This is a genomic window from Phycicoccus sp. Soil802 (assembly GCF_001429605.1).
Taxonomy (GTDB): Bacteria; Actinomycetota; Actinomycetes; order Actinomycetales; family Dermatophilaceae; genus Pedococcus.
Window position 1 is genome coordinate 162,312 of sequence record NZ_LMSS01000005.1, and the last position, 20,040, is coordinate 182,351.

The following is a 20,040-nucleotide window of genomic DNA, read 5'->3' on the forward strand; positions in this document are numbered from 1 at the left end:
GGACCTCAGCCGAGGCGTCCGAGGTACACGCGGATCGGCAGCTCCACCAAGGAGTTGGGGCGTGCTTCGAGCAGCCGGTCGTCCTCCCGGACCCGCGCGTCCACCGCCACCACGGCACCCTTGAGGCCGAGCCGCTGGAGTCCCTCGGGAGAGTCGGCCGCCACCAGCACGAGCCGACCGCCCCGGGCCTCGACCGCGCGCTGGACCTGTTGGACCGCGGCGCCCAGCCGGCTCGGGTCGCTGCGGAGCGTGGACGTGGTCGACAGGGCGCTGACGCCGCAGTAGCCGCGCAGCACCTGGGGCCATTCGTTGGCGGCCCTCGAGTCGACCATCAGGGCGACGTCACCCGGGTGCATGGCGGCACAGACCGTGTCGACCGCGGCCCACTCCCCCCGCTCGACCCGCTCGTCGAGGTGTGGACGGGTGGCCAGGGCCGTGGGCACGAGCAGGGCCGCCGCGATCCCGACGCTGACGGCGACGTTCACGGCATACGGGAGGCGCCGGGTGGACCACCGCGAGACCACCGCCGCGCACGCCACGGTGAGGACCACGACGGTGGGCAGCGCGATGACCAGCCGGCGGTCCGCCCATGGGTGGTCGGGCGTGATCCCCGGACGGTAGAGGGTGAGCAGGGTCGAGCCGACCGTGATGACCGCCGGTCCGCTCCAGCCCGGCAGCGCGCGGCCGTCCACCCAGGCCGACGCGGCACGGTGGGCGAGCACCGCGGTCGCCACGAGGGCGAGGCCGAGGGCAGCCGGGCCGACCCACCACGACATCCAGACCAGGGTGTGCTCGGCATACGTCCGGCCGCCGTCGACGGTCAGGCCCTGCCGCGCCTGCAGCCCCGCCACCACCCGGGCCCCGGAGTCGGCGGCCGACTGGCGCACGACCTGCCACCAGGGACGGCTCGCGAGCACCAGGCCCACGACGACGAACCCGCCGGCGAGGATCCGCGGCAGCCACGCCTGGACGATGGTCGGCAGCGCCCAGCCGCGCGCCGAACCCCACAGCAGGACGACGCCGAGCAGGCACGCGGCCACCCCCATCGCGACCAGTGGGAGGAGCGAGCCGGCGATGCTGCCGAGGTACTCGCTCGACGTCAGCCAGGTGACGCCGAAGGCGATCGCGGTCGACACCGCGGTCGAGACGGCGAGCGCCCGGGCGTGCGTCTGGCGTTGCAGGGCAGCCAGCACCACGACCGGGACGCCCAGGACCACCTCGCGCAGGGCATCGACGCGGATCGCGATCGCGCCACCCATCAGCACCCCGGCCACGACGGCGGCGCGGCGGGCCGACACGACATCGGGGAACGCCGCGCTGCGGGCCGCCAGCACCAGGGCGAGGAGACCGGCGGCCAGCACGGGGAGGGACACGGGTTCGGAGTAGGTCGAGCGGGCGACGTGGAGCAGCGGGAAGAGCAGCCCGGCGCCCAGCGCGGCCAGCGGTCCCCACCGCGGACCCACGACCGTCGCGGCGAGCAGCCCCACGCCCAGGACGGTGAGGCCGAACAGGATCGCGGGCGCCCAGGCCGTGCCCGCGGGACCGGCGACCCACCACGCGACGGAGTACCAGGCCGAGGCACCCACCGGGAACTGCGGCTGGATGCTCGGGTGCTGAGGGGTGCCCGTCGCGTAGAACGCCGGACTCGCCAGCGTGATGCCGTCTATGGCCAGGACGTCGGGTCCGCCGACCGAGTCGGGGCTCACCGCGATCGGACGGGCATGGCCGGCGGCCAGCTGGATCGCCGACTGGAGGTAGGAGCCGGAGTCGCGCCGCGGGAGCACCTGCTCGGAGTGGGTCGCGCCGGCCCAGACGACGGCTCCGACCGAGAGCACCACCAACAGTCCTGCTGACCAGACCGGGAGCGGGCGCACCGGCACCAGCGCGGCGCCGAAGCCGGCCACCACCGCGAGCACCAGCAGCACCGGTCCGGCGACCCACGGGCTCCAGACCCCACCGAGCGAGAGGAGCGCCGCGGCGACCGAGCCGAGGACCAGCCACAGGCCGGCCCAGACGACGGTGCGGGTCACCAGCCAGCCGCCCCAGGCCTCACCCCTCAGCAGCGGGAGGTCGCCGGGGTCCGGGGCATAGGGGTAGCGGCGGGGCTCGCGGCTGCTCACAGACGGCAACGCTACTGCGCGGGAGCACCTCGGCCGCGCACCGGTGCGCGCCCTCGCGATAACCTCACGGCCATGCCTGACGACACCACCCAGTCCGGGGACACCACCGCTCCGCGCACGGTCATCACCTTCGGGACCTTCGACGTGCTGCACGTCGGGCACATCCGGATCCTCAAGCGCGCCGCCTCCCTTGGCGACCGGCTCGTCGTCGGCGTCTCGGCCGATGCGCTCAACGAGGCCAAGAAGGGCCGGGCCCCGGTCTTCTCCCAGGACGAGCGGCTCGAGATCATCGGCAGCCTGAAGTTCGTCGACGAGGTCTTCGTGGAGGAGAGCCTCGAGCTCAAGCGCGACTACATCATCGAGCACCGGGCCGACGTCCTGGCGATGGGCGACGACTGGAAGGGCCGGTTCGACTTCGTGTCCGACCTGTGCGAGGTCGTCTACTTCCCGCGCACGCCGTCCGTGTCGACGACCGAGCTCATCGAGCACATCGCCAACACCGCCTGATGCCCGCCACTCCCGCGGAGGTGCTCGCGGCGATGCTGCGGTCGGACCCGGGCCGTCCCCGGGTCACCTTCTACGAGGACACGCCCGGCGCCACCCGCGGTGAGCGCATCGAGCTGAGCGCCAAGGTGCTCGCCAACTGGGTGAGCAAGGCCGCGAACGCGCTCCAGGAGGAGTGGGACCTCGCGCCCGGCTCGCGCGTCCGGCTGGCGCTGCCCCCGCACTGGCGCTCGCTCTACTGGGCGCTGGCCGTCTGGTCCGTCGGCGCGACGGTCGTCCTCGACGACGCTGACGCGGACCTCGTCGTCACCGACGACCCCGCGAGGGCCACCCCGGCCCCGACGCCCTCCGTCCTCGTGACGCTGGCCGCCCTGACCCGCGGCGCCGCCGGGTCCGTGCCCGCGGGGGTGATGGACGAGGCCAAGGAGCTGGCGACGTATGCCGACCAGTTCAGCCCGTGGGACGAGCCGGCTCCCAGCGACCTCGCCGTGGTCGGCGCAGGTGCCGACGCGGCATACGAATCCGTTGTCCCCCAAGGCAACTGGGCTCCGGGTAGTCGCGTGCACACTGCGGCCGAGTCCCTCTCGAGCGTGCTGGCGACGGCCCTCGGCGCCTGGTCGGTGGACGGCTCGCTCGTGCTGTCCCGCGGGCCGGAGCCCGAGGGTGGCCGCGCCGCTCGACTGGCCTCCGAAGGCGTGACCGTCGAGGCCTAGCCCCTCTGCCCTGCGCTAGCGGCGGCGCAGCTCGGCCTCGAGGGCCTGCCACGTGAGGGTCGCGACCACACCGGTCCGGGCCAGCTTGGCGCGGCCCTGGAGCGCCTTGACGGCCGTGGCGGTCGCCGGGCCGAAGCTGCCATCGGCCTTGACGCCCAGCGCCTTCTGCAGCGCCGTGACGGCCGTGCCGTGCGAGCCCGCCTTGAGGACGGTGCCGTAGTAGGCACGCAGCGGGTAGTCGCGGTTCTCGAGGGCCTGCCAGACCTTGCCGTCCACGACACCGGTCTGGGCCAGCTGGTGGGACTTCTGGAACGCCTTGACCGCGGCGGTCGTGCGCGCCCCGAACGCCCCATCGACGGCCAGGCCGCCGAGGGCCCGCTGGAGGGTCTTGACGGCGGTGCCGCGCGAACCAGCCTTGAGGACCGTGGACTTCAGGGCGGTGTAGGGAGTGGCGACGCGCGTGGTGCTGCGCGAGGCCGAGTCGGTGCTGCCGGTGCCACCCATCAGCGCGGCCCACGTGCTCGGGCCGACGATGCCGGTCGCCGGCAGGTTGCGGCGGGCCTGGAAGGCCTTGACGGCGGCCTCGGTCTTGGGACCGAACGCGCCGTCCGCGGTGATGCCGAGCGCCTTCTGGAGGGCGACGACCGCGGCCCCGGAGGAGCCCTTCTTCAGGGTCAGCTTGGCGTAGGCCGCGAGCGGGCTGGCGGGGGACTTCACCGGCGGCTTCGTCGGGGTGGTGACCGGGGGCTTGGTCGGGGTGACCGGGGGCTTGGTCGGGGTCGACGGCGTCGTCGCCGTGCCGCGCGGGGGGATCAGCTTGAGGGCCACCATCTTGGCCCAGGTCGCCGGGTCGAGCTGGCCGGTCACCTTGACGCCGTGGGCGGCCTGCCAGGTCTTCAGGGCGGCCGCCGTCTTCGCGCCGAAGATGCCGTCGGGCGTCACACCGATGACCTTCTGCGCGAGCACCACGTCGGGACCCGTCGCGCCCTGGATGAGCAGCGAGTAGACGGCCGACGGGGTCTGCGGCGGCGTCGTGGGCTTGGGGGCCGAGGCCGGGCCGGGGCTGACCGTCGTCAGGGCCTTGCCGGTCCACCAGGAGGTGCGGGCGTAGGCGCCGTCCCACGAGAACGAGAAGTGGATGTGGTCGGTGTGCGGCACCGGCCCGGTGTAGGGGGCCCAGCCACGCGCCGGGTCGTAGGCGCGCCACATCTTGTGGTTCCAGATGATGTACATGATCCCGAACCGGCGGGCCATGGCACCGGGCCGACCCTGCGCGTCGGGCGCCGACAGCCACTGGGTCACCGAGTCGGCGATGGCCTTCTCGTTGGGCTTGTTGGCGCTGAGCATCCAGTCCCAGGCGCGACCCTCGGAGTGCTCGGTGAGGCCGCTGTTGCAGTTCCGGACGATGCCCCACTCGGAGGTGCCGACCTTGTAGTGGCTGGACATCAGCTTGGCGAAGGCCACGACGCCCGGCTTGGCCTGCGGGTCGCAGAGCCGTTGCGCCTGGTAGGGCGGGGCCACGTCGAGGGCGGACGGCAGCGTCTTGGTCGGGGGCTTGGGCAGGGTGGCCGCGTCCGCGGTCGCCATCCCGACGGGGACGGTGAGCACAGGGATGGCCAGGACGCCGAAGGCACGCACGACACGCGACACGAGAAACTCCACGGGGGGATGGCGGCTCGGAGCCCGAGCCGCAGTACGAGTTGGACACCTGCCCCACAGGTGACCAGACGTCACTTGCGGAGCAGGCAGGACATTTGTCCCACCAGTACTCACCCGTCACAAGCGGTTCGAGCGAACTACAACCACGGAATTCGCTCCCGCCTCCCCCGAACGGCCAGCCGCGCTGGGCGGCGCCCGGCCGGCATACCTCAGCTTTATCGGGTCCAGGGGGAACGTTGAGCTTCACCCCGGAACGCTTCCCGTGCGAAGGTCAACCTTCTTGCTTGACCCGATAAAGCTGAGGCGAGGACGGTCGGAGACCGGGCTCGTCACGCGGTGCACCGTCGGCATGTGGGGCGGGCACGCGGCATACCGAGGACTGTGGGGAGGGACCACGCAAGGGGGCCCGAGGGGTCCGGCTAGAGTCCACGCCATGGACAAAGTCGTCTCCACCGCGGCCGAAGCCATCGACGGGATCGTCGACGGCTCCTCCCTCTCGGTGGGCGGGTTCGGGCTCTGCGGCATCCCGAGCGTGCTCATCGCGGCGATCCACGATGCGGGGGTGACCGGCCTCGAGGCGATCAGCAACAACTGTGGCGTCGACGACTGGGGCCTGGGCATCCTGCTCAAGGACAAGCGGATCGCCCGGATGGTCTCCTCCTATGTCGGGGAGAACAAGGAGTTCGAGCGGCAGTACCTTTCGGGCGAGCTCGAGGTGGAGCTGACGCCGCAGGGCACGCTGGCCGAGCGGCTGCGCGCCGGCGGCAGCGGGATCCCCGCGTTCTACACGGTGACCGGCGCCGGCACCCAGGTCGCCGAGGGCGGGCTGCCCTGGCTGTATGCCGCGAACGGCACCGTCGCGAAGGCCTCACCTCCCAAGGAGGTCAAGGTCTTCCAGGTCGACGGGCACGACAAGGAGTTCGTCCTCGAGCGCGCGATCGTCGCCGACTTCGGGCTCGTCCGCGCGTGGAAGGGCGACCGGCACGGCAACCTGGTCTTCAACCAGTCCGCCCGGAACTTCAACCCGCTGGCCGCGATGGCCGGCCGCACCACGATCGCGGAGGTCGAGCAGCTCGTCGAGCCCGGCGAGCTCGACCCCGACCAGGTGCACCTGCCCGGGATCTACGTGCACCGGGTGCTGCCGCTGACCGCCGAACAGGCCAAGGAGAAGCGGATCGAGCGCCGCACCGTCCGCCCCCGCCCCGACACCACCAGCACGACGCAGGAGGCCTGAGATGGCACTGACCCGTGAGCAGATGGCCGCCCGCGCGGCCGCGGAGCTGTCCGACGGCTCGTACGTCAACCTCGGCATCGGGCTGCCGACGCTAGTGCCCAACTACGTCCCGGACCACGTCGAGATCGTCCTCCAGTCCGAGAACGGCATCCTCGGCGTCGGTGCGTATCCCGTTGACGGGGAAGAGGACCCGGACCTCATCAACGCCGGCAAGGAGACCGTCACGCTGCGTCGTGGCTCGTCGTTCTTCGACTCGGCCACGTCCTTCGGGATGATCCGCGGCGGCAAGGTCGACGCCGCGATCCTCGGCGCGATGCAGGTCTCGGCCCAGGGCGACATCGCCAACTGGATGATCCCCGGCAAGATGGTCAAGGGCATGGGCGGGGCGATGGACCTGGTCCACGGCGCCAAGAAGGTCATCGTCCTGATGGAGCACAACGCCAAGGACGGCTCCTACAAGATCGTCGACGAGTGCTCGCTGCCCTATACCGGCCGCGGGGTCGTGCAGCGGATCATCACCGACCTGTGCGTCTTCGACGTCACCGAGTCGGGCCTGGTGCTGCGCGAGCTCGCCGACGGCGTGACCGAGGACGAGGTCCGCGAGAAGACCGAGCCGGCCTTCACCGTCGACCTCGCCGGGTAGGGCGGTCCGTCAGCGCAGGATGTTCGAGAAGATCTGCCAGCCGTTGCCCACGACCACGCGGGGCTTCCAGCCACCGGTGCCGTTGCCCGGGTAGAGGTAGAGCAGACCCGACGACGTGCGGGCGAGGACGTCGGACTTGCCGTCGCCGTTGAAGTCCCCGCCGCTGGTGAGCGCGGTGAAGGTGTCCCAGCCGCTGCCGACCTTCACCCTCGGCTTCCAGCCACCCGTGCCGTCGCCGGCATAGAGGTAGAAGGTGCCGTCGGCCGTGCGGGCCAGCACGTCGGGGTGGCCGTCACCGGTGAAGTCGCCGGGGCTGAGGATCGAGGTGAAGATGTTCCAGCCCCCACCGATCGTGCTGTGGCCCTTGAAGCCGCCGGTCCCGTTGCCGGAGTAGAGCCAGAGCGCGCCGTCGCTCGCGCGACGGGCGATCAGGTCGGTCAGGCCGTCGCCGTCGAAGTCACCGACGGGCAGGACCAGGTTGTGGATGGTCCAGCCGGCGCCGATCTTCTTGGCGGCTGCGAAGGTCCCGTTGCCGGTGCCGCTGCGCAGGAACAGGTTGCCAGCGGTGTCCTGCACGATGACGTCGCTGATGGTGTCGGCGTCCCACGTGCCGGCCGTCAGCGCCTTGGCGTATGAGTTCCAGCCACTGGGCTCGGCGACCGTGGTCGGGTTCCACCCGCCCTTGCCGTTGCCGGAGTAGACGCGCAGGGCGCCACTACCGGCCTCGACCGCGAGGACGTCCATCTTCGCGTCCCCCGTGACGTCGCGCGGGAAGGAGGAGGCCGACTCGAGCCGGGGGGCGAACCAGTCACTCCAGGTGTTGCCGAAGACGCTGCGCAGCGACGAGACGCTCGGGCTGACCGATCCCTTGGACCCGGTGATGGTGGCGGCGAGGACCCGGCCACCCTGGTCGCCGAGCCCGTTGCGCTGGGTGATCGCCAGCGACTTGAACGACCCGATGCTCGGGTAGCTGGCCTCGATGGTCGAGGTCGAGAGCGTGTGCGTCCACGTGTGGTACGGGTTCGAGGGCGTGGCGTCGTAGTCGTCGCGCTTGGCCACGAGGTAGGGCTTGCCGCCGTCGGAGGACCAGCCCCCGTCGGACGCGCTGAACTGGGTGAAGGCGGCCTTGCCGCTGTAGAGCACGGCCATCTTCGCCGTGACGCTGATGGCGTCGTTGGTCGACGCGAACTCGTTCGAGGTGCTGCCGGTCTTGGTCGGCTTGAAGACCTGGCTGCGGGTGTCGTCGTAGACGTCGTACCAGGTCGAGACCGGCGCATTGGTGCGGTGCCACTCGGCGAACGAGCGGGCCGCCACAGCCTGGGCGCGCAGGGTGGCGGCCGGCCAGGAGGCGAAGACCTCGCTCGGGACCACGGTGCGCAGGTAGCTGTCCATCGGCAGCGCCACGACGGGCACGAGGGACTCGGCGCCGGGGCTGCCGCTGAGGATCCCGCGGACCTGCCCGCGGTACTGCACCTGGGTGGTCCCGCGGTAGGTCGTGACGATCCCGGAGGTGCTGTTGAGGAAGGCGCCGGTCAACGGCACGCTGGCGGTGGCGTAGGTCGTCCACGTCGGGGACGGGACATCGGGGAGGTACTGGAGGCGGAACTTCGTGGGCGTGCCCGACACCTTGGGCGCGGGGATGAGCCGCCACCGGGTGATGGCCTTGCCGTCCTTCTCGGTCGGCAGGACCGAGGAGTCGGTGAGGTTCCAGGTGACCCGCAGCCCGGTGGCCGGCACGGCCTGAACGGTGCTGCCGAGGTCGGCCACCCGCACCCGGATCGTGGGGTTGCCCATCGAGCCAGGGGTGGTGCCGGGGTAGTAGAAGCCGACGATCTGCTGCCACGTGAGGCCCGCCTCGGCCGCCCCGAGGGCGCCGTACTGCGACATGCCGTGGCCGTGCCCGTTGCCGTGGCCGGTGATGGTGAGGGTGCCGTCCGCGGGACGGGGGTAGACCTCGGCTGCGCCCGCCGGACCGGCTGACACGACGAGGCCGACTGCCACGGCGACCCCGGCGGCGGTCAGTGACCGCAGCCGGCCCGACCTAGCCCAGGACATTCGCCGCACCTGCAGGAGCGGTGACGGGCTGCCGAACGGAGCTGAACCCCTTCGTCCCGTCGCCCGCGTAGAGCCAGAGCTTTCCACCGTTGTCCTCTGCCAGTAGGTCATTCTTGCGGTCTCCGTTCAAGTCTCCCACCCCCATGATCCGACGCAGGTCGGTTTGCCCCGAAATGGCCACCACATAGTCGTTCAGCGTGCCCGGCCCGCTGCCGCGGTAGAGCAGGACCGCCCCGTCGCTCTTGCGCAGCCCCACGACGTCTGCGTTGAAGTCGCCGTTGACCGCGCCGGCGGCGGTGACACTGCTCATCACCTGCCAGCCGAGCCCCAGCTGGATCCACCACGCGAAGGTCCCGCTCCGCGTCATCGTGTACATCCGCAGCTCGCCACCAGTGGTCCGGGCGATCAGGTCCGGCACCCCGTCGTTGCTCAGGTCGCCCGCGGCTTCGATCAGGTCGAAGACCTGCCAGCCCTTGCCGATCGGGGTGCTGGAGGCGGCGAAGCCACCGGCGCTCTGACCGCGCAGCAGGTAGAGGTTGCCGTTGCCGGCACCCCTGGCTACGGCGTCCGTGCGACCGTCGCCGTCGAGGTCGCCGACCACGCGCACCAGGTCCATCCCGCTCACCTGGACCCCGGCGGGCACCGGCGCGGAGCCGAAGTCGCGTTGACCCGTGCCGCGGTAGAGGCGCAGCGTCGAGTCACCCGGCACGCGGGCGATCACGTCGGCGTGGCCGTCGCCGTCCCAGTCGGCCCCACTCGTGACGTGGTCGAGCGAGGACCAGCCCTTGCCCCAGAAGTTGTAGCGGGTCAGCTTGCCCGCGGCATCCGCGTAGTAGGTGCGCATCACGCCGTCCCGCTGGCGGACGACGAGGTCACCGGCGTGGCCGTCACCGTCGAGGTCGGGACCCGCCGTGATGCTGTCGAGCGAGCCCCAGCCGCTCCCCCAGGTCCGGGCGGCGCCCAGGCCTCCCGACGCCGTGCCGGGGTAGAGCACCAGCTGGTTGTCGGAGCTGCGGATGCCCAGCAGGTCGGGGTGACCGTCGCCGGTCAGGTCACCGGCACTCGTGAGCGTCCGGACGCCACCGAACCCGGTCCCGATGGCCACACCGGAGGTCACCCACCCACGGCCGTCGCCGGCATACAGGAGCAGTGCTCCGTCGTTGCGCACTGCGAGCAGGTCGGCACGGCCGTCGCCGGTGCGGTCGCCCGCGGCGACCAGCCGGCTCATGACGTTCCAGCCGCCACCCTTCACGGCCATCGTGCCGAACCCGCCCCGACCGTTCCCCGCGTAGACGCGCACGGCGTTGCGGGCGGGGTCGCGGGCGACGATGTCGGCCCGGCCGTCACCGGTGAGGTCGGGGCTGAGGACGATGTCGTCGAGGGCGTTCCACCCCTTGCCGATGGTCTGCGCCGAGCTCACCGGCTGCGGTGCGGCGCTGGTGAGCCGCTGCACGGACCCGCTCATCGTCGGCGGGCTCAGCGTGCCCGGGTACGTGAGCAGGTCGGGCGTGCCCCCGCTGTCGAGCGACCGCGAGATGCCCGACCGCTGCAACGTGCCGATCATCGACGCCACCGCGCTGCGGATCGTGGGCAGGCGGTTGTACATCTGCTGGCCGGGGCAGCTGGTCGAGCCGCCGTCGCGGTGCCCGGAGATCCGGTTGAACGTCTTGTCGCGGGCGAACACGGTGCCCGTGGCGGGGTTGCCGTGCAGGGTGAACTTCCAGGCGATGGTGCGCTCGATCGCCGTGAGCATCGCCGCTGGTGGGGTCGCGGAGGTGAAGTCGCCCATCGCGGCGACGCCGAAGGACCACGAGTTGTAGTTGGCCGTGTGCGCGCCGATGACGGCCTTGTCGACCCCGCCGTAGCGCCCCTCCCAGATCCGGCCGAACCGGTCGACGAGGAAGTTGTAGCCGATGTCGTTCCAGCCCTGACCGTTCACGTGGTAGTCGTAGATGCCGCGGATGATGGCCGGCACCTGGGCGCTCGAGTAGGTGTTGGTGCCGGCGGTGTGGTGCACGAACGCGATGTGCGCCTGGCCGTAGCCGACGCTCCCCTGCCGCATCGACTCGTCGGCGCCCCACTCCTTGCGGGTGTGGATGGTCGGCCGAGCTGCAGCAGCCGTCGCCGCCCCGGGGGCGGCTGCGCCCGGTGCGCCGTCCGCGTCCGACGTGCCGGGGTCGACGACCGACACCTGCACGGTGGGCGCCACGGCCTTGCGGCTCAGCACCCGCACCTGGGTCTGGTCGCCGTCCACGACGTAGGCGCTGGTGCCCTCGCGCACGACGCGACGGCCCTCGGCGCCGCCCGGCCCGTCGACGTCCGGGGCGTGGTCGTCGTCGCGGTCCATGGTCTGCCACGCGTCCCAGGCGCCGTCCTTGTGGATGCGCACCTGGACGACGTCGTCCGCCCCCAGCTGACCCTTGACCCAGGTCGCGCCGACCACCGCGAGGTCGCGGTGTACCGGCTGGGCCGCGGTGACCGCCCCCGAACGGGTCGACGACGGTCGCGCCCCGCCGAGCTGGTCGACGGCCCGGGGAGTGGCGGTCACCTGCACCCGGCTCGACTTCACCGGGTGGGTCTGCGCGGCGGCGGCGCTGCCGGGGAGCGGCCCGACGGTGACGACCGAGGTCGCGACCAGGGCCAGGCTCAGGCCGAGCGTCGGGGCGGCGGTCCGGTGCAGCACGGTGGACCAGGTCAGGGATGGCACAGGCATGGCAGATCTCGCAGGAGTCGGGTGCGGGGGAAAGGAGCGTCAAGGGCGAGTTACCCGACACCATGCCCCACAACCGGTGCACAAGCAGCACGAGTTCCCAACTTTCACAGCAGACACAGGCATTTGTTACCGATCCGCGACTGCAGCCGCCGCCCGGACCACGAGTCGGGGCTCGGCCGGACCGTCGCCTAGGCTGGTCCCATGACCAGCCCTGCACCCATTGAGATCGACGGCCACCAGGTGGGGCCGGGACAGACCCCGTTCGTCATCGCGGAGGTGTCCGGCAACCACAACGGCTCGCTCGAGCGGGCCCTGGAGATCATCGACGCGATCGCCGAGTCCGGCGCGCAGGCGGTCAAGTTCCAGACCTACACGGCCGACACCATCACCATCGACGCCAAGGGCCCGCAGTTCCAGATCCGGGCCGACCACGGCCTGTGGGGTGGCCGCACCCTCCACGACCTCTACCAGGAGGCGCACACCCCCTGGGAGTGGCACGCCCCGATGTTCGAGCGGGCCCGCGAGCGCGGCCTGACGCCGTTCTCCAGCCCGTTCGACCCGACGGCGATCGAGCTGTTGGAGTCGCTCGACGCCCCGGCCTACAAGATCGCCTCCGCCGAGGTGGTCGACCTCCCGCTCATCCGCGAGGTCGCCGCCACCGGCAAGCCGATGATCATCTCCAGCGGCATGGCCACCCTCGGCGAGATCGACCGGGCGCTGTCGGCGGCGCGCGACGGCGGCTGCACCCAGATGGTCCTGCTCGCCTGCACGGCGTCCTACCCCGCTGCCCCCGAGGACGCCCGCCTGCTGTCGATCCCGACGCTCCAGGAGGCGTTCGGCATCCCGATCGGCCTGTCCGACCACACCGAGGGCATCGGTGTCTCGGTGGCCGCCGTGGCGCTCGGCGCGGTCGCCCTCGAGAAGCACGTCACCCTCGCGCGGGCCGACGGAGGGGTCGACTCCGACTTCTCGCTCGAGCCCCACGAGCTCACCGCGCTGGTCCGCGAGTCCGCCGCCGCACGCAAGGCCGTGCAGCCCCCGCGGTTCGGGCCCACCGAGTCGGAGCGCGACACCCTGGCGCTGCGCCGCTCGCTCTACGTCGTGGCCGACGTCGCCGCCGGCGACGCCGTCACCCGCGACAACATCCGCTCGATCCGTCCCGCCGGTGGCCTGGCGACCGACGAGATCGAGAAGGTGCTCGGCCGCACCTTCACCAGCGCCGTGGAGCGCGGCACGCCGCTCACCTGGGACCTGGTCTAGGCCACATTCCGGGCGTAGCAGGAGATCAGAACTTCCGGGCGCAGCAGGAGATCAGAACTTCCGGGCGCAGCAGGAGATCAGAACTTGACGAACCTCTCGAAACCGTCGGCGTCCGCCGGCCGGTCGGGCAGGTAGCCACTCCCGAGGAACAGTCGCCTCGACGCGGCGTTCGCGGTGTGCACCGCAGCGAGGTATGCCGCGACGCCGGCTCGGTCGCCCGGCCCGCCGGAGGGGGCGGCCGGGTCCTCGCGCGTCGCCTCGTGCGACAGCCAGACCTCTCCGGCGGCCAGGAGGCCGCCCGCGACGCCGCGCCCGCGACTGTCCGGGGCGACCGTGATCGAGACCTCCCACTCCCCGGTGGCCTCGCGGTCCCAGCGGACCGTGCCGACCGGACGGCCGGCGACCTCGCCCACGAGCAGGTGCCGGTCCGCACGGGCCAGGCTGGCCTCCAGCCAGGCGAGGTGGGACTCCAGGGGCACCGGCTCGTGCGAGCGCGAGTTCTCGCGGGTGGCCGGGTCGTTGCGCCAGTGCCAGAGCAGCTCGGCGTCGGCCGGGGTGGCCGCCCGCACCGAGACCTCGCCGGGTCCGCGCGACGCCCTCGCTCCGCCGACGACCTCCTCCAGCGACGAGACCAGCCGCCACGCGCCCAGCCCGTCGACCATGCGACCGGCCGCGGTCGCGAGGTCGCGCCTGGCGGTGGCGTCGGTGAGCACCGCGGTCAGCGCGCCCGCCATCGCCGCCGGGTCCGGGACCTCCGTCGGCGAGCCGAGCCCCACTGCCGCCCCTGCTCGCAGCAGCGCGAGGTAGCCGGGGACCTGGTTGTCGACCACGGCGAGGACGGCCATCGGACGGGCCATCGCGCAGAGCTCCCACACCGACGTGCCGGCCGCGGTGACCACCAGGTCGGCGGTCGCCATCTCGCGCGGCAGGTCGGCGACCGGGTCGGTGACCGTGAGGGTGCCGTGGCGCCAGTCGTCGGCGCGGGCGGACAGCGGCGACCTGGTCTGCTCGTTGGCCACCACCACGACGTCGAGCTCGAGGCCGGTCGCCGCGAGCGCATCGACCACCCGCGGCGCGGCGCCGGTCGGGTCGACGCCGCCCATCACCACGAGGACCCGCTGGGTGGAGCCCGCGGCCCGCGACCCCGGAGCGCCAGGCGCTTGCGCACCGCTGGGCTCCCCCGTCGGGTCCACACTGCGTAGGGAGGTGACCGACCGCCGCAGCGCCACGTAGCGCCCGCCGCCGAGGTACCACCGGGCCGGCGCCGGGGGGTCGGACCACTGCGCGTCGACCGTGGGGTCGACGACGAGGTCGGCCGCGCGGGCCCCGAAGGTGCCGTCGGCCATCGTCGACAGCACCGGGGCCGGCGAGTCCGGACCGTCGGGTCGCAGGGTCGGCCGCTGCAAGGCACCGAGCAGGCCCTCGGGGAGGTCGTAGTGGTCCACGTGGAGGACGTCGTAGCCAGCCGCCGCCCGCGCCAGGTCGGCCGGCTGGTCCGACGGCGACGGCCCGAGCAGGGACAGGCCGGGACCGACCGAGGCGGCCAGCGTGGTGAGGAACGGACCTTCGACCCGGCCCAGCAGGGCCACCTCGTGGCCCCGCGCCGTGGCCTCCTCGGCCAGCGCGAGGCTGCGCACGACGTGGCCCACCCCGATGCCCGGCCCTCCGTCGCACCGCAGGAGCAGTCGCATCAGCCGGCTTCCAGCGACTTCTGGGCGATCTCGGCGTTGATCGCGGCCAGGTCCGGCCGGGCCCTCAGCAGCGCGACGATCTCGCGTCGCTCGGCGATGTCGGTGCCGCGCTCGGCCACGATCGCGCGCAGGGCCTCGAGGTCCTGCGGGGTGTCGAGGGTGATCCGCAGGTCGGTGGTGTCGGGGGCGAAGCACAGGCCCATCACCGCGAACTCGTCGGGCGCGGTGTAGATCCCCGAGGTGACGTGGATGCGGTGGTGGTCGGTCGCCGTCGCGGCGACCCGGCGCAGCGCCTCCGCCGTGACCAGCTCGACGTCGAGGCCGTGCGGCAGGGTGCGCACCACCACCGTCGAGACGTAGTCGAGGGTGGGGTCGGCCAGCCACGCGCCGACCACCGTGTCGATGACGGCCGGGTCGGTGAAGGGGCAGTCGGCGGTGATCCGGACGAGGGCGTCGGCGGGCTGCTCGTCGAGTGCCTGCACGTAGCGGGACAGGACGTCGTCCTCGCTCCCCCGCACCACGGGTGCGCCGAGCTCGCGGGCGAGGTCGGCCACCGCGTCGTCGCCGGGGAGGGTGCTGGTGGCCACGACGACGTCGTCGACGAGGCGCGCGGCCCGACAGGCACGGACCACCCACGTGAGCACGGGAAGGCCCCCGAGGTCCTCGAGGACCTTGCCCGGCAGCCGGGTGGATCCCATCCGGGCCTGGACGACGACGATGACGCGCATGCGGCTCCTACCGGGGGTGGGGGGACGTGCCATTATTGCGCCCATGCCTGACGTCTCCGCTGCACCCTCGTCCGTTCTCGCCGGCTCCTCGATCCTCGTCACCGGTGGCACCGGCTCGTTCGGCAAGGCGTTCATCACCGAGGCCCTGAAGAACCACGACCCCAAGCGGATCGTGATCTTCAGCCGCGACGAGCTCAAGCAGTACGAGTGCCGCCAGCTGTTCGGCGACGACCCGCGGCTGCGCTGGTTCATCGGCGACATCCGCGACCGCCACCGCCTCAACCGGGCCATGCACGGCGTCGACTACGTCGTCCACGCAGCCGCGCTCAAGCAGGTCGACACCGCCGAGTACAACCCGTGGGAGTTCGTGCAGACGAACGTCGTCGGCTCGCAGAACGTCATCGAGGCCTGCATCGACGCCGGCGTCAAGCGCGTGGTCGCGCTGTCCACCGACAAGGCGTCCTCCCCGATCAACCTCTACGGCGCGACCAAGCTCACCGCCGACAAGCTCTTCATCACCGGCAACCACTACGCCGCGGCCTACCCGACCCGCTTCTCCGTGGTCCGCTACGGCAACGTCATGGGCAGCCGCGGCTCGGTGATCCCGTTCTTCCGAAAGCTCGCGGAGGCCGGCCAGTCCCTGCCGATCACCGACCTGCGGATGACCCGCTTCTTCATCACCCTGCCCCAGGCGGTCAAGTTCGTCACCGACTCGTTCGAGATCATGCAGGGCGGCGAGCTCTACGTGCCCAAGATCCCGTCGATGAAGATCACCGACCTCGCCCAGGCGGTCGCCCCCGGTGCGGAGATGCACGAGATCGGCCTGCGCCCCGGTGAGAAGCTCCACGAGGAGATGATCAGCCCCGAGGAGGGCCGCCGGGCCCTGCGCCTCGGCGACCGGTTCGTCCTCCAGCCCGACCTCGCGTCCTGGGGCTACACGGCTCCGGAGCACGGCGAGTCGGTCCCCGAGGGCTTCCACTACACCTCGGACAACAACACCGAGTGGTTCACCAGGGAGGACTTCACCGCACTGCTCGAGACGGACGTCTGAGCGTGCTCCCCTACGGCCGCCAGTCGGTCGACGACAGCGACGTCGCCGCGGTCTCGAAGGTCCTCACCAGCGACTGGCTGACCACCGGGCCGTGGGTGCGTTCCTTCGAGTCCGAGCTCGCCGCGCTCGCCGGCACCCAAGGGGCCGTCACGGTGACCTCGGGCACGGCAGCCCTGCACACGGCATACGCGGCGATCGGGGTCGGCCCCGGCGACGAGGTGGTCACCACCCCGCTCACCTTCGTGGCCACGGCGAGCACCGCCACCATGCTCGGCGCCACGGTCGTCTTCGCGGACGTGACGCCCGACACCGGCAACCTCGACCCGGCGTCCGTCTCGGCGGCGCTCACCGACCGCACCCGCGTCGTGTCGGGGGTCGACTACGGCGGCCACCCGATCGACGCCCCCGGCCTGCGCGCGGCGGTCGCCGGCCGCGACGTGCTGCTCCTCGAGGACGCCGCCCACTCGATCGGTGGCAGCCTCGACGGCACCCCGGTCGGGTCGCTGGCCGACGTCACCACGTTCTCGTTCTTCCCCACCAAGAACCTCACCACCGCCGAGGGTGGCGCGGTCGTGGCCACCGACGCGGAGGTGTTGCTCCGCGCCGCGACGTTCCGCAACATCGGCATGGTCAAGGACCCCGAGCGCCTGCAGCGCACCGACGAGGGCGCCTGGTGGTACGAGGTCCACGACCTCGGGGTCAACTACCGCCTGCCCGACGTGCTGGCCGCCCTTGGGTCCAACCAGCTCACCCGGCTGGGCCACTTCAAGGACCGCCGCACCGAGCTGCACGCGCGCTACACCGAGGGACTGGCCGGGCTCGACGAGCTGCTGCTGCCCCCGACCCGCGATGGAGCCGACCCCACGTGGCACCTCTACTCGCTGCGGATCCGGGACGGGCGCCGCCGCGCGCTCTTCGACCACCTGCGCGACAACGGGATCGGGGTGCAGGTCAACTACATCCCGGTCTACTGGCACCCGCTGTACGCCGCGCAGGGCTACCAGCGCGGCATGTGCCCCGTGGCCGAGGAGTACTACGAGCAGGAGATCTCGCTGCCGCTGTTCCCCGACCTGCTGGACTCCGACGTCGACCGGGTCATCGAGCTGATCCGTGAGTTCCTGGGTGGCTGAGCCACTCCCGTCCGACCCCGCGCTCACGGCCGGCTCCACCGGCAGCACCGCGAGCAAGGCGGTGCTCGGTCGTGGGCTCCTCTACACGATGGGCACGGCCGCGCCGGTGCTCAGCAACGCCGTGGTCACGCCGTTCGTCACCCGCCAGCTGGGCAGCACGGAGTACGGCTCGGTGGCGACCGGGCTCGTCGTCGTGCAGGTGGGCATGATCGTGGCCGGGCTCGGCCTGGCGGCCGCCATCACCCGCCACGGCATCCTCGAGAGCTCCGGCGTCTCGGGCGCGCGGAGCCTGGTGCTGCGGGGCGCTGCGGCTGCCGTGCTCCTCACCGCCCTCGGCGCCCTCACCGCGGGGTGGAGCGCCGGCTGGCTGGGCATCCGGGAGCCGATCGCGCTCGTCCTCGCCCTCGCCTCGGCGGCCGGCTTCTCGATGGTCGTCAACGTCCAGTCCTACCTCCGGGTGCTCGACCGTCCGCTGCCCTTCGTCCTGCTGTCGCTCGGCAGTGCGCTGGGCGGTCCGCTGCTCGGCATGGTCCTGCTCCTCACGGGTGAGCCGACCGCCGCGCGCTACCTGGGCGGTCTGGCCATCGGCTACCTCGCCGCCGCCCTGTGCGGCCTCGCGATGGTCGTGCGCGGGGTCGAGCACCACCGCGGCGACACCCGGCGCGCCCTGCGCGTGGGCGTGCCGACGGTGCCGCACCAGGTGGCCATCTTCCTGGCCAGCGGCATCCTCGTCCTGGTCGCCGGCTGGCTGTTCGGGTCTGCCGAAGCCGGTCGGCTCCAGCTCGCCGTGCTCATCGGGTCGGCCCCCGGGGTGCTCACCTCGAGCCTCAACAACGCGTGGGCGCCGATCGTCTACCGCACGCCCGAGCACGACCGGGCCGAGGTGCTCGAGCACACCGGTCGCGACATCGCCGTGCTCACCGCCCTGGCGGCGGGGTTCGTCGCAGCGGCCGCGCCGGTGCTCCTGCGGATCGTGGCACCGGCCTCCTACAGCCCCGGCGAGATGACCCCGGCGGTCGGCCTCGTCGCGGCCGGCACGGTGCTGTCGGTGCTCTACCTCTGCAACGTCCACCTGGTCTTCGCCTCCGGGCGCAGTGAGGGCCTCGCCCTGGTCACGCCGTTGTCGCTGGTGCTGGGCACGGCCGGGGCGTGGCTCGCGGGCCACTTCTTCGGCGTCGCCGCCGTGGGCGTCGGCATGACCATCACGTATGCCGCGATGGCCGTGGGCGTCGCGCGCCTCGCCCGACGGGTCAGCCCGACCCGCTGGCACGAACGTGCGCTGGTCCCGGCCCTGGGCCTCGGCTTCGCCCTCTGCGCGCTGGGCGCCGCCCTGCCCGTCGAGGGGTCGTGGACCGTGGTCCGGATCGCGGTGGCAGCGGTCGTCTTCCTGGCCAGCCTGGCCATGCTGCGCCGGGTCCTCACCCGCTGACCGGCCTCAGCCGGCCCACGCGCTGGCCGGCTTCAGCCGGCCCACGCCGCGGGCCGGACCTCGATCGGCTCGACGAGCTGTCCGGCAGCCGGCAGGGTGCGGGGCAGCGGCCGCGGCAGGTAGGACATCGCCGCCCGCAGCCACGGCCCGAAGGCCAGACCCGTGGGCGCCTCCTCCGTGGCGGCAGGGGGTGCGGCCGGCGCATCCGCGCGACGACGCAGGTTGATGACCGCCCGCGACACGACCGAGGTGGTCCAGAACTCCGTGGCAGGGATGGCCGGGCCGAGGCCGCGCCAGCCCAGCAGCCGCTCGAGCTCGCCCGGCGGCAGGAGGTGCTGCACGCCCAGCTCACGGTCGACCACCGGGCCTGCGGTGGCCGGGTCGAGGTGCTGGCCGTGCAGCTCGGGCCAGGTCTGCCGGACGCGCTGGTTCATCGCGTCGCTCTCGCCGTCGATGCGCAGCGCGTCGCCGTAGACGCCGAGGTCGGCGCCGAGGTGCCCGCCGTAGAGCACCGGGGTCGAGAGCCGGTTCGAGACCACCCGCCGGGCTCGGCCGAGCATCGTCCAGAGCCGCCACAGGAACTCCGCGTCCATCCGCTCGCCCAGCACGACGACCCGGTGGCCGGCCCCGGTGTAGGCCCCGAGGATGTCCGGGTCTGCGGCGTCCGCGGCATACAGGCAGGCGGTGGCCGGACCCTCCTGCTCACGCCACAGCCTGGCCAGCCCGGCGTGGTCGCCGCGCACCCGCTGGGTCTGGATGCCGTGCACCGGCATGAGGACGACCTCGTCGCGCTCGTCCCGCGGCTTCGGCGTCGGGCCCGCCGCGCGGGCGAGGTAGGCGAACTGGGCACCGACCGGGGTCGTGGTGTGCCGCTCCTCCCGGGGGTCCCAGGCGCGCGACTCGTGCGACCAGACCAGCAGCCGACGCCGGCTGCCGGCGTCGAGGCCGACCTTGGGGAAGTCGCGGAAGTGGGTCTGCACCGGGGACACCGCGGTCCAGCCGTGTTGCACCAAGCCGTGGATGTGCCGTGGTCTCGGCCGACCGGCATACACCGCGAAGGCGGCGCTGTGCCCGTAGAAATGGTTCTGCGACTCCATGCCGGAAGGCTAT

Annotated in this window: 15 protein-coding genes; 8 read left to right on the forward strand and 7 right to left on the reverse strand. The window is 72.5% G+C overall.

All coding sequences use genetic code 11. The features are described from left to right. Positions 1-5: 5 nt before the first annotated feature. Complete coding sequence (locus ASG91_RS11910) at positions 6-2,120, reverse strand: hypothetical protein (RefSeq protein ID WP_056922865.1); 2,115 nt, start codon at positions 2,118-2,120, stop codon at positions 6-8. 72 nt (positions 2,121-2,192) lie between these two features. Here ASG91_RS11910 and ASG91_RS11915 point away from each other — a divergent pair, with 72 nt between their 5' ends. Then, positions 2,193-2,627, forward strand: coding sequence for an adenylyltransferase/cytidyltransferase family protein (locus ASG91_RS11915; protein ID WP_056922866.1), 435 nt, complete (start codon positions 2,193-2,195; stop codon positions 2,625-2,627). Then, the gene (locus ASG91_RS11920) at positions 2,627-3,337 is read left to right on the forward strand and encodes a TIGR03089 family protein (RefSeq protein ID WP_056922867.1); all 711 of its coding nucleotides are present in this window, start codon (positions 2,627-2,629) and stop codon (positions 3,335-3,337) included. Before ASG91_RS11915 ends, ASG91_RS11920 begins: the two co-directional genes overlap by 1 nt. A 15-nt stretch (positions 3,338-3,352) precedes the next feature. Here the strand turns inward: ASG91_RS11920 and ASG91_RS11925 are convergent, their stop codons facing one another. Continuing rightward, positions 3,353-4,987 carry a peptidoglycan-binding protein gene (locus ASG91_RS11925; RefSeq protein WP_056922868.1) on the reverse strand — a complete coding sequence of 545 codons (1,635 nt, stop codon included), beginning with the start codon at positions 4,985-4,987 and terminating at the stop codon, positions 3,353-3,355. A gap of 442 nt (positions 4,988-5,429) precedes the next feature. Between ASG91_RS11925 and ASG91_RS11930 the strand changes: the two genes are divergently transcribed. After that, positions 5,430-6,230, forward strand: coding sequence for a CoA transferase subunit A (locus ASG91_RS11930; protein WP_056922869.1), 801 nt, complete (start codon positions 5,430-5,432; stop codon positions 6,228-6,230). Position 6,231: 1 nt separating this feature from the next. Further along, the gene (locus ASG91_RS11935) at positions 6,232-6,873 is read left to right on the forward strand and encodes a CoA transferase subunit B (RefSeq protein ID WP_056922870.1); all 642 of its coding nucleotides are present in this window, start codon (positions 6,232-6,234) and stop codon (positions 6,871-6,873) included. 9 nt (positions 6,874-6,882) lie between these two features. Here ASG91_RS11935 and ASG91_RS11940 read toward each other — a convergent pair whose 3' ends face one another. Together ASG91_RS11940 and ASG91_RS11945 are read right to left on the reverse strand one after the other, a co-directional pair. Beyond that, positions 6,883-8,928 carry an FG-GAP-like repeat-containing protein gene (locus tag ASG91_RS11940; protein ID WP_056922871.1) on the reverse strand — a complete coding sequence of 682 codons (2,046 nt, stop codon included), beginning with the start codon at positions 8,926-8,928 and terminating at the stop codon, positions 6,883-6,885. Beyond that, the gene (locus ASG91_RS11945; protein ID WP_157606324.1) at positions 8,915-11,641 is read right to left on the reverse strand and encodes an FG-GAP-like repeat-containing protein; all 2,727 of its coding nucleotides are present in this window, start codon (positions 11,639-11,641) and stop codon (positions 8,915-8,917) included. The genes ASG91_RS11940 and ASG91_RS11945 overlap by 14 nt, the downstream gene beginning before the upstream one ends. Before the next feature lie 201 nt (positions 11,642-11,842). On the opposite strand from ASG91_RS11945, the gene pseI reads away from it, so the two are divergent. Beyond that, positions 11,843-12,901: a pseudaminic acid synthase gene (pseI, locus tag ASG91_RS11950; protein WP_056922873.1), complete on the forward strand. Its 1,059-nt coding sequence runs from the start codon at positions 11,843-11,845 to the stop codon at positions 12,899-12,901. Between the two features lie 77 nt (positions 12,902-12,978). Here the strand turns inward: pseI and ASG91_RS21050 are convergent, their stop codons facing one another. Next, positions 12,979-14,592, reverse strand: coding sequence for a bifunctional UDP-2,4-diacetamido-2,4,6-trideoxy-beta-L-altropyranose hydrolase/GNAT family N-acetyltransferase (locus tag ASG91_RS21050; protein WP_056922874.1), 1,614 nt, complete (start codon positions 14,590-14,592; stop codon positions 12,979-12,981). Next, positions 14,592-15,320: a cytidylyltransferase domain-containing protein gene (locus ASG91_RS11960; protein WP_082594121.1), complete on the reverse strand. Its 729-nt coding sequence runs from the start codon at positions 15,318-15,320 to the stop codon at positions 14,592-14,594. The genes ASG91_RS21050 and ASG91_RS11960 overlap by 1 nt, the downstream gene beginning before the upstream one ends. A gap of 43 nt (positions 15,321-15,363) precedes the next feature. On the opposite strand from ASG91_RS11960, the gene pseB reads away from it, so the two are divergent. From pseB to ASG91_RS11975, 3 genes are read left to right on the forward strand one after another with little or no spacing between them, the layout of a single operon-like run. Beyond that, a complete protein-coding gene (pseB, locus tag ASG91_RS11965; protein ID WP_056922875.1) occupies positions 15,364-16,371 on the forward strand; it encodes a UDP-N-acetylglucosamine 4,6-dehydratase (inverting) in 1,008 nt (335 codons plus the stop codon). A gap of 2 nt (positions 16,372-16,373) precedes the next feature. Next, entirely contained in the window at positions 16,374-17,501 is a 1,128-nt protein-coding gene (locus tag ASG91_RS11970) for a DegT/DnrJ/EryC1/StrS aminotransferase family protein (RefSeq protein WP_082594122.1), read from the forward strand. Further along, a complete protein-coding gene (locus tag ASG91_RS11975; protein WP_056922876.1) occupies positions 17,494-18,930 on the forward strand; it encodes a lipopolysaccharide biosynthesis protein in 1,437 nt (478 codons plus the stop codon). The genes ASG91_RS11970 and ASG91_RS11975 overlap by 8 nt, the downstream gene beginning before the upstream one ends. A gap of 32 nt (positions 18,931-18,962) precedes the next feature. Here the strand turns inward: ASG91_RS11975 and ASG91_RS11980 are convergent, their stop codons facing one another. Beyond that, positions 18,963-20,027: a hypothetical protein gene (locus ASG91_RS11980; RefSeq protein ID WP_056922877.1), complete on the reverse strand. Its 1,065-nt coding sequence runs from the start codon at positions 20,025-20,027 to the stop codon at positions 18,963-18,965. Between the last annotated feature and the right edge of the window lie 13 nt (positions 20,028-20,040).

What these genes read in the sequence shown, in the direction of transcription:
- ASG91_RS11915 (WP_056922866.1), top strand. Translation starts at nt 2,193, where the DNA reads ATGCCTGACGACACCACCCAGTCCGGGGACACCACCGCTCCGCGCACG.
- ASG91_RS11920 (WP_056922867.1), top strand. Translation starts at nt 2,627, where the DNA reads ATGCCCGCCACTCCCGCGGAGGTGCTCGCGGCGATGCTGCGGTCGGAC.
- ASG91_RS11930 (WP_056922869.1), top strand. Translation starts at nt 5,430, where the DNA reads ATGGACAAAGTCGTCTCCACCGCGGCCGAAGCCATCGACGGGATCGTC.
- ASG91_RS11935 (WP_056922870.1), top strand. Translation starts at nt 6,232, where the DNA reads ATGGCACTGACCCGTGAGCAGATGGCCGCCCGCGCGGCCGCGGAGCTG.
- ASG91_RS11940 (WP_056922871.1), bottom strand. Translation starts at nt 8,928, where the DNA reads ATGTCCTGGGCTAGGTCGGGCCGGCTGCGGTCACTGACCGCCGCCGGG.
- ASG91_RS11945 (WP_157606324.1), bottom strand. Translation starts at nt 11,641, where the DNA reads ATGCCTGTGCCATCCCTGACCTGGTCCACCGTGCTGCACCGGACCGCC.
- pseI (WP_056922873.1), top strand. Translation starts at nt 11,843, where the DNA reads ATGACCAGCCCTGCACCCATTGAGATCGACGGCCACCAGGTGGGGCCG.
- ASG91_RS21050 (WP_056922874.1), bottom strand. Translation starts at nt 14,592, where the DNA reads ATGCGACTGCTCCTGCGGTGCGACGGAGGGCCGGGCATCGGGGTGGGC.
- ASG91_RS11960 (WP_082594121.1), bottom strand. Translation starts at nt 15,320, where the DNA reads ATGCGCGTCATCGTCGTCGTCCAGGCCCGGATGGGATCCACCCGGCTG.
- pseB (WP_056922875.1), top strand. Translation starts at nt 15,364, where the DNA reads ATGCCTGACGTCTCCGCTGCACCCTCGTCCGTTCTCGCCGGCTCCTCG.
- ASG91_RS11980 (WP_056922877.1), bottom strand. Translation starts at nt 20,027, where the DNA reads ATGGAGTCGCAGAACCATTTCTACGGGCACAGCGCCGCCTTCGCGGTG.